The organism is Paenibacillus puerhi (genome assembly GCF_009846885.1).
Lineage (GTDB): Bacteria > Bacillota > Bacilli > Paenibacillales > NBRC-103111 > Paenibacillus_G > Paenibacillus_G puerhi.
The window spans coordinates 142473-150490 of the sequence record NZ_WUWM01000017.1 but is presented as its reverse complement, the minus strand read 5'-3'; the positions used below and the strand labels follow the sequence as shown (position 1 = coordinate 150490).

The 8018-nt window shown below is 51.5% G+C and carries 5 protein-coding genes, 1 riboswitch and 1 other annotated feature; of the genes, 4 read left to right on the top strand and 1 reads right to left on the bottom strand.

Annotated elements, in window-relative coordinates; genetic code table 11:
- Positions 1–41: 41 nt before the first annotated feature.
- A complete protein-coding gene (locus GSF01_RS16815; RefSeq protein ID WP_159886005.1) occupies positions 42–899 on the bottom strand; it encodes an IS630 family transposase in 858 nt (285 codons plus the stop codon).
- A 306-nt stretch (positions 900–1205) separates the two neighbouring features.
- Positions 1206–1306: riboswitch (purine riboswitch) on the top strand.
- 105 nt (positions 1307–1411) lie between these two features.
- On the opposite strand from GSF01_RS16815, the gene GSF01_RS16810 reads away from it, so the two are divergent.
- From GSF01_RS16810 to GSF01_RS16795, 4 genes are all read left to right on the top strand, one after another.
- Positions 1412–2821, top strand: a complete 1410-nt coding sequence (locus GSF01_RS16810; RefSeq protein WP_159886003.1) for an NCS2 family permease — start codon at positions 1412–1414, stop codon at positions 2819–2821.
- Between the two features lie 178 nt (positions 2822–2999).
- Positions 3000–3371 (top strand): BlaI/MecI/CopY family transcriptional regulator, encoded by a 372-nt coding sequence (locus tag GSF01_RS16805; protein WP_159886001.1) that lies wholly within the window; start codon positions 3000–3002, stop codon positions 3369–3371.
- Positions 3364–5271, top strand: a complete 1908-nt coding sequence (locus tag GSF01_RS16800; protein WP_159885999.1) for a M56 family metallopeptidase — start codon at positions 3364–3366, stop codon at positions 5269–5271. Before GSF01_RS16805 ends, GSF01_RS16800 begins: the two co-directional genes overlap by 8 nt.
- Positions 5272–5319: 48 nt before the next feature.
- Positions 5320–5589: a binding site (T-box leader), on the top strand.
- 466 nt (positions 5590–6055) lie between these two features.
- Positions 6056–7663 (top strand): 2-isopropylmalate synthase, encoded by a 1608-nt coding sequence (locus GSF01_RS16795; RefSeq protein ID WP_159885997.1) that lies wholly within the window; start codon positions 6056–6058, stop codon positions 7661–7663.
- The last annotated feature ends 355 nt before the right edge of the window (positions 7664–8018 follow it).

Sequence of the window (8018 nt, the reverse complement as noted above, 5' to 3'; positions counted from 1 at the left end):
CCGGCTCAAGCAAGCGATGGAGCGAATTCCGCAGTGACCATTCATCTGGCAAGCGGTCTCGGCATTTTTGGCAGCAAGTTTAAGCATTTTTCGCTTGCAAAAAACACCCGTGAATTATCTAATACAACAACAATCTTGCCTTCCGGATATTTGGTTAAAATATCAACCAGGAACCGTTGAAATGCTGCAGCGTCCTGCTGCTCTTCTTCCCGATGGGTAACATACCCTGTTTCATAATGGATGGCCGCGAATAATTTAGCCCCTTCATGTCGTCCATACGTTGGGATCTTACGCTGCTGTCCTTTCAAGAACCAGTTATATTGCAGAGCCAGATAGGCGCGTATCATGGACTCATCTTCAAATAATAGATGTTGAATTTCTCCTGATTTCAGCTGTTCTTTGAGTTCTGGTAATGTTTCTTCGCGAAAATGCTCCTGTTCTTCGGCACTAGCGCGTGTAAGTGTGTAAGTCGCTTTGGTGTAGCTGAACCCTAAACGTTCGAGCATTTTTGAGACGCCACGTTCAGTGAACGTTTCACCAAACTCTCGTTTAATCCACATGGCAATCGTTTTTAAAGTCCAGGTGAACCTCGCTTCAAAACCCACATCGGCAGGTCGTTTGTTCTTGATCGTATCAGCCAATTTTCTTTCCTGCTCATCGGTTAATTTTTTCGGGCCACCAGGTGCATGATCCAGCTCCAGACCAGCAAGACCGTCTTCTTGGTAAGCTTTCCAATAGGTGCTAATCGTCTGATACGTCCGTCCCAAAATCGAGGCAATCTCTGTAAAGGTACGTCCTTCCAAATGCAGGCGTATGGCAAGACACCGTTCGTAGAATCGTGTAGAATTCGTCTCCTTCATTGCAGCTGTAATTGTGTTCCATTCTTCTTGCATGCTCATTTTGTTTCCCGCCCTTTTTGGAATAGTTACTCCCTATTACCCGATTTGGCGGTTATTCAAATTTTGAGTTCATCTTATATAGGATATTTGGTCTCATTTCATGGGTAACTACTTTGATTAGTCTGTTAGTATGGAAGTTAAGGGCATAATAATTAACCAAAAGAACCCATCTATGGCTATACCCAGGAGGGGTTCTTTTTATACTGGAAAAAAACGTTAGTTATCCGAACGAATAAATAAAAAACTTGTTTAATGTTCGGAAAATGCATTGACAATGGGTTTCGCCGCTTTTAGAATGAAGGAAGCAAAAACAAGGAATAACCGTTTCGTATAATTCCGGGAATGGGCCTGGAAGTCTCTACGAGATCACCGTAAATGATCTGGCTACGAACAAGAAGACACGCTTCGCGGAAAGTCCGCAGAGCGTGGTTTCTCGTGAGCCCGGACCGTCAGGTACTCGGGTTCTTCGTCGTTGTTCTGAAAACACTCTTATCGAGGGGGATTTTGGAAAAATGGATCGTTTTTTTAAGCTGAAGGAGCATGGCACGACGGTGCGGACCGAAGTGATGGCCGGCCTGACCACGTTCATGACGATGGCGTATATTTTGGCCGTCAATCCGAACATTCTCAGCGCATTCGGCTCGGGTGCCACCGGCATGGACTGGACGGCCGTGTTTCTGGCTACAGCTATCGCGGCAGGCGTCGTGACGATCTGTATGGGTCTGTTTGTCAACTTTCCTGTGGCGCTCGCGCCGGGGATGGGCTTGAATGCTTATTTTGCAACGGTGATCCTGGCTTCCAACGGGTCATTTACGTATCAAATGGCGTTAACCGCCGTATTTATTTCGGGGATCATCTTTATCCTGCTGACGGTGACCAAGATTCGGCAAATGCTGATCGTCGCCGTACCGGACAGCTTGAAACACGCGATTACCGTCGGGATCGGGTTGTTTATCACCATCATCGGTCTGAAGAACAGCGGCCTGCTGACGGTTGCGGTGGAACTTGCCAATGATGTGCCGAAGGGCAAGTATACGGACCTGCTTTCGTTCGAAACGGTGTTCCATATCGGCAGTATGCATAATGTGAATGTACTCTTGACCGTAATCGGCCTGGCGTTTATCTCGATTCTGATGGTGCTGCGCGTGCGCGGCGCGATTCTGTTCGGTATTTTGCTGACGACGCTGGTCGGCATCTTCATGAATAACCCGGACGGCTCACCGGTCGTCAATCTGGCGAATTTGACCAGCAATCAGACGACCTGGATACCGGATCTGAGCAAGCTGGCCTTTATGGAATTCGACTTTGCCGGCGTGTTGAATGCGGGGATCATTTCCGTCGTGCTTACGTTCACATTCGTTGAATTATTCGATACGTTCGGTACGCTGGTCGGTACGGCAAACCGTGCCGGTCTGATGAAAAATGAAGCCGAAGGCCGCAAGCGCGTCGGTAAAGCGATGATGGTTGACGCGATCGGCGTCAGCGGCGGCGCTATGCTTGGGACAAGCACGGTAACGGCATTCGTCGAAAGCTCCGCCGGTATTGCAGAGGGCGGACGCACGGGCTTGACGGCGGTTACGACCGGCGTTTGCTTCCTGCTTGCGATCTTCCTCGCGCCTCTGGCGGCGCTCGTTCCAGGTGCAGCTACGGCGGCGGCTCTGGTCGTAGTCGGCGTGCTAATGATGCAGTCGGTGAAGGAGATTGACTTTTCGGATCTGGTGTACGGCATCCCGGCGTTTTTCATCGTAGCGTTCATGCCGTTTACTTACAATATCGCCAACGGTATTTCGTTCGGTATCGTGAGCTATGTCGTTCTGGCGACGGCTGCCCGTCTCGGCGGCAAGGGCAAGTACAAGGTACACTGGCTGATGTGGGTGCTCGCGGTGCTGATCGTGCTGCGCTACATCTTTATTGCGGAGTAAGGTTGAGGCGAACGCCTGGTTTTCTTCAAAATGGTTCGACTTCTGTGCATATTCTCATGTTCTCAAGGCTTCGGTGTCCGGCATGTTCGGGCATCGGGGCTTTTTTTATTGCCTTTCGGTTCTACAATACGTATAATGAAAAACGACTTGTAGAAACGAAGGGAAGGGAATGGTCCTTATGCAAATTACCAAAGCGGAAATGGAGATTATGCAAGTCGTATGGAATAGCGGAAAAAAGATGACGACCAAGGAAATCGCTGAGCAATTGCCCGACAAAAAAATTACGACGCTTCTCACCTTGGCTGGAAGATTGATAGACAAGGGAGCTCTGCACTCCGTCAAGCTCGGACGCTCCCACGCTCATGAATATTGGGCGGCCATAAGCGAGCATGAATACCAAAAAATCCAAACTCAGAGCTTTGTACGTTCCATTCATAACGGCTCTGCCAAAAGTCTGATCAGTGCCTTGTTCCAGGACGAGAATCTGACTAAAAAGGATATCGACGAGCTCCGTGAATTCATTAATCGGGAGGCCGATTCTCGTGATTAAATGGCTGCTAATGACGTCCCTGGCCGGCAGTATCGCCAGCCTTGGTCTCATACTTCTTAAAACGAAGCTTGCCTCAGCCTGCGGCGGACGCTCGTATTATTACGTCTGTGTGTCGGCCTTGCTGCTGTTCCTTGTGCCGCTCCATGTCCAGGTGCCTACCCTTTATCCTCACTCCCTGATTCCGGAACCCGGTGTAGCTTCAGTTACCGCCAATCCGGCCGCTGCCGAAGAGACGAAAGCCCTGGGGCCGCCTGTACCTTCCGGCGAAGGGCGCCGGGCGGCCGAAACTGGCCCTTCTCTCGTTCTATCTGCCGAAGCTTGGATCCTTGGGATCTGGGTCAGCGGTTTTGTCGCCATGCTGTGCCTTTACTTCTTCACTTACTTCCGATTCAAGCGCAAGGCGCTTCAAGGCATCCTTATCGACAAGGCGGGAGGTCTGAATGTGCTGGCCAGCCATAACGTGCACTCGCCTATGCTGATCGGATTCTTTAAGCCCCACATTGTATTTCCCATGACGCGCATGAGCATGGAGGATTACGAGCTTGCGTTAAAGCATGAATTGATTCATCACAAGCAGAAGGACGCTTGGCTCAAGCTATTTGCGGTGCTCGTGAACTGCCTGCACTGGTTCAATCCGCTATCTTATTTGGCTTTGGCCAATATAAGCGAGGCCTGCGAATACTCCGTGGATGAGGCGTTGTCCAAAACGATGGAGCCCACGGACAAGAAGCGTTATAGCGAAATGATACTGCATTTTGCTTCCCAGGCTTCTCCAGCCTTCAACAGCGGCCTGGGTCAGCCGAAGAAGCAGCTGTACCGAAGATTTAAGCTGATTATGAGCCGGAATAAAGGCAGAGGTCAGGCGCTCGCCGGTATCGTGACCGCCTTCATGATCATGGTCGTATCCCTTTTCTCATCTTCCGTGGTATTTGCGAAAGCGCCCCAACCGATAACGGAGTACAGCGGAGGAATAAAGACCTACTACAATGTAAAAGATACGCTGGAAGAAAATATACAATCCGCACTGGGACAAACCGGAATGGGCGTTTTTGCTGCAGATCTGTATATCGATGAATATGGGCTGAAGCTTGATTCCTTTAACCGCGCAGAACCTTCCTACAAGGTCGGCATCCGGTGGAAGGACAAAAACGACGCATCCGTTGCCGGCATGATCAAGCAAACCTTTTCCGTGCAGGATCGGACGGTAACTGTCGCTTTCGCCGAGCAGGCAGCAGCCTATAAAGACGATAACGTCATTAAAAAAATGGTTACGAACCAAATTGAATTTGAACTGAAATACGCGAGCAAGAGATTTAATTATGATCACACAGCGTTTATCGACGAGCTTATCCGGCGGGGAGTTTATGTGATTGATGAAATCCTATCCCCCAAGGAATTTACATTCCATCTATCTCAAAATCCAAACGACGATATTACCGGCTACAAGCAGCTAACGGCCTATGACAAGAAAGCGAAAATTACGGATATTTTCAATAACAGCGTGAAGCTCCCGGGATCTGTAAGTGACCGAATAACGGACGGTTCTGAGGGAGTTCAGCTCGGAAAAGCCTTTGTCATCCCAAGCGGAGAAACCTTAGCTCTCGATGTCAAAGAAACGACGGACGTTTCGCCAACCATTAGCCTGGCCGTTATAGACGAGGCAACAGGCGAAGCGGTTTACTGGAATCCGGCGGCACGAAGCGGTATTCGGTCTATCTTCACGCCCGGGGAAGCCAACGCGAACCGTTCGTTCAAGATCGTGGCAAGCGGAGAAGAGGAAGATGTGGCGAGAATCGAAATTTTCACTTATAAAAGTGGAATAGAGGAAACTCAATTGTCTCCAGGCAGCTTGCCTCGAGCCAACTTGCGTCCAGTCATTCTGCGACAACAAGTCCGATAACTAGTCTGTTGACATTTCCAATTGCCCGACATATAATAACTAACAAATCAAAACGCAACGAACGGGAACAGTAACCGGCAACCTATTCAGAGAGCTGCGGCATGGTGCGACGCAGTATAGGGAAAGCGGCGAAGCTCACCCGGGAGCGGCCAGACTGATGGTCCTGCGCGCAGCGCTGCACGTGTTACGAGGACAGCAGGTTTGGACGGTTCGCTACCGTGATCAGGCCTTGAGCGGACTTTGTTCTAGCCCTTGCGGCGGATAAGAACAGAGTCAACAAGAGTGGTACCGCGATGGGAACAGCCTGTCGTCTCTTATCCAAGAGACGGCGGGCTTTTTTGATGTTCTGCGGCCGCCTCGCTCGACAACTGCATAGAGTAAACGCTAAGAACGGGAACAGTAAGCGATATTCGCCTGGACAGAGAGCTGCGGGGTGGTGCGACGCAGCAGGGGAATCGTCTGAAGCTCGCCCGGGAGCGGCGGAATTGACGGAGCATACACGCGAAGTTCGAAAGGCCAGAGTAATTCTGGCGGGCGATCACGACCTATGACCCAGATTCCGACGGAGCAGTCTCCGTCATCAACGTTCAAGCGGGATTGGCCTCACGACAGTAGTGCACGACTGTTAAGAGTGCGAATCCAAGAAGAGTGGTACCGCGGCATTGGCCTGAATCAGCCTGTCGTCTCTTATTCCAAGAGAGGCGGGCTTTTTTTGTTAGCGAAAATAGGATGCGACATGCGATCAGAATAGAATGCAAACCCAATTCGAGGAGGATTGTTCATTATGGAACAAGCACAAAATCAAGCTAAAGTCTACAGACCCATCACGATTTTCGATACGACGCTGAGGGACGGCGAGCAGGCGCCGGGCGCAACCTTGACGCCTGCCCAGAAGATCGTTATTGCCCGACAGCTCGCGAAGCTGGGCGTGGATGTGATCGAGCCGGGCTTTCCAATCTCCAGTCCCGGCGACTTTGCCGCCGTTCAGCAGATTTCCCGCGAGCTGCAGAACATAGAGATTTGCGGCTTCGCCCGCGCGGTCAAGGCCGATATCGATGCGGCGGTGAAGGCGACGCAGGACGCAGGCCGGCGCAGGCTGCATATGTTCCTCTCCTCGTCGAACATTCATTTGGATTTCCAACTGAAAAAATCTCGCGAGCAGGTCGTGGCGCTGGCCCGGGAAATGGTAGCTTACGGCAGACAGTTTGTCGACGAGTTCGAGTTTTCCCCGATGGATGCCACGCGGACCGGTGATGAATTTCTGTTTGAGGTGATCGAGGCCGTCATCGAGGAAGGGGCTACGATTATCAACATACCGGATACGGTCGGCTACGCGCTGCCGGAGGAATACGGCGCCATGTTTACTCGCGTGATGCAGAACGTCCGCGGCTCAGATCGGGTCAAGTTCAGTGCTCACTGTCACAACGATCTGGGCCTGGCGGTAGCGAACAGTCTGGCGGCGATCCAGGCTGGGGTCAGCCAGGTAGAGGTTACGGTGAACGGAGTCGGGGAGCGCGCAGGGAACTGTTCTCTGGAGGAGCTGGTCATGGCGCTGGAGACGAGAAAAAGCGCGATGCAAGCCGAGACGGGAGTGCAACCGGAGCATATTTTCGCGACAAGCCAGATGGTCAGCCGCGCGATGAGCTTCCCAATTGCGTTCAATAAACCGATCGTCGGCCGTAATGCCTTTCAGCATGAAGCGGGCATTCATCAGGACGGTTTGCTGAAAAATCGCAATACGTATGAAATCATGGACCCCGAGGCGCTGGGCATCCCCCGCAGCATGATTATTCTCGGCAAGCATTCCGGACGGCATGCGATCAAGCACCGGGTCAGCGAGCTGGGCGTTGAGCTCGATGCGGAGCAAATGGAAAGCTTCTACGCTTCCTTCAAGGACATGGCTGACCGGCAGAAGGTTGTGCATGACCATCAGCTGCTGGAGCTGGTAGGGGCAACGGTGAACCGGGTGCTCGAGCCGTTCGCGCTGACTTCCGTTCAGGTGGTGACGGGAGATGCGGGACATCGTGTCGCCTCATGCACGATTCGGGACGAAGCCGCAGGCCAGGAGAAGGTGTGCTTCGGGACGGGGGACGGTCCGGTGGAAGCTGTAGTTTCGGGCATTAAGCAGGCATTGCCGTTCGAGGCGGAATTTGCCGACCTGGAGCTGTACTCATTGTCCTCGGGAGAAGAGGCGAGCGGAGAAGCGATCGTGACGGTACTCGCTCATGGCCAGTCGTATCGCGGCGTTTCGGCGCAAAGGGACATCATTCTTGCGGCTGCGCATGCGTTCATGGCCGCTTGCAATCAGGCGGCGCGGGACTTTGAGCAGCAAGGGTTAACGGAGACCGGGGAGCTTCGGAAATCGACAGAGGCTGAGGTTCGAACTTCCTAAAATACAAGCAATAAACAAGCAAGGGCTGTGGACAAAAGTTATCCACAGCCCTTGTGTATAATGTGGACAACTGAAAAAAAGCGCCTAAAATAAAGGAAACGGACAAACCATTTATTAGACCGATAACTGAATAACTTTTTGGACAAAAACCTGTGGATAATGTGCATAACTCTGTGGATGGTTTGAAAAATGCCGATTTTTCTAGGGAAAGTGACATTTTTTTCTGGGGATAAGGTTGTGGATATAGGAATCCTCCCCCTTGTGTTATACACATGCTGGATATTAACCTTTGAACTGGGAAAAGTATGAAAGATATGGCGTTTCTTCCTTGCAGCAGTCAGTCCCCCGATGCCCG